This window comes from Acidisphaera rubrifaciens HS-AP3 (assembly GCF_000964365.1).
In the GTDB taxonomy this organism is placed as follows: Bacteria; Pseudomonadota; Alphaproteobacteria; order Acetobacterales; family Acetobacteraceae; genus Acidisphaera; species Acidisphaera rubrifaciens.
In genome coordinates this window covers 1-416 of sequence record NZ_BANB01001191.1, presented here as the reverse complement: position 1 = coordinate 416, position 416 = coordinate 1, and the positions used below count along the sequence as shown (strand labels likewise).

Sequence of the window (416 nt, the reverse complement as noted above, 5' to 3'; positions counted from 1 at the left end):
ATGCGGCCGGCGGCGCCGCGGCCGCCGCCCCGCGCACGCTGCCGCCGCTTGACGCGCGCCTGATCCCGGGCGCGCTCTTCATCAGCTACACGCGCGAGGATCTGCCCGCCGCCCGCCGGCTGCGCGACGCGCTCGACGCCGCCGGCTTCGACGTCTGGCTCGACGTCCGCGCGCTGGAGGAGGGGGCGGACTACGAAATTGAAATCCGCCGCGCGATCCGCGCCTGCTCGTATTTCCTGCCGATCATCTCGCGCCGCTCGGTCGGCCGGCCGGAGGGGTTTTTCTGGCGCGAATGGCGCTGGGCGGCGGAGCGGGCGGAGACGTTCGCGCCCACCACCCCCTTCGTCGTGCCGATCGTGGTGGACGACACCCGCATCGACCACGCCGACGCGCTGCCCGCCTGCTTCCGCGCCGCC

General features: G+C 74.8%; 1 protein-coding gene. It reads left to right on the top strand.

Annotation, left to right across the window (positions count from 1 at the left end; translation table 11 throughout):
* A partial coding sequence (locus B8460_RS20620; RefSeq protein WP_048863500.1) for a toll/interleukin-1 receptor domain-containing protein occupies positions 1–416 on the top strand: 416 nt, incomplete at both ends.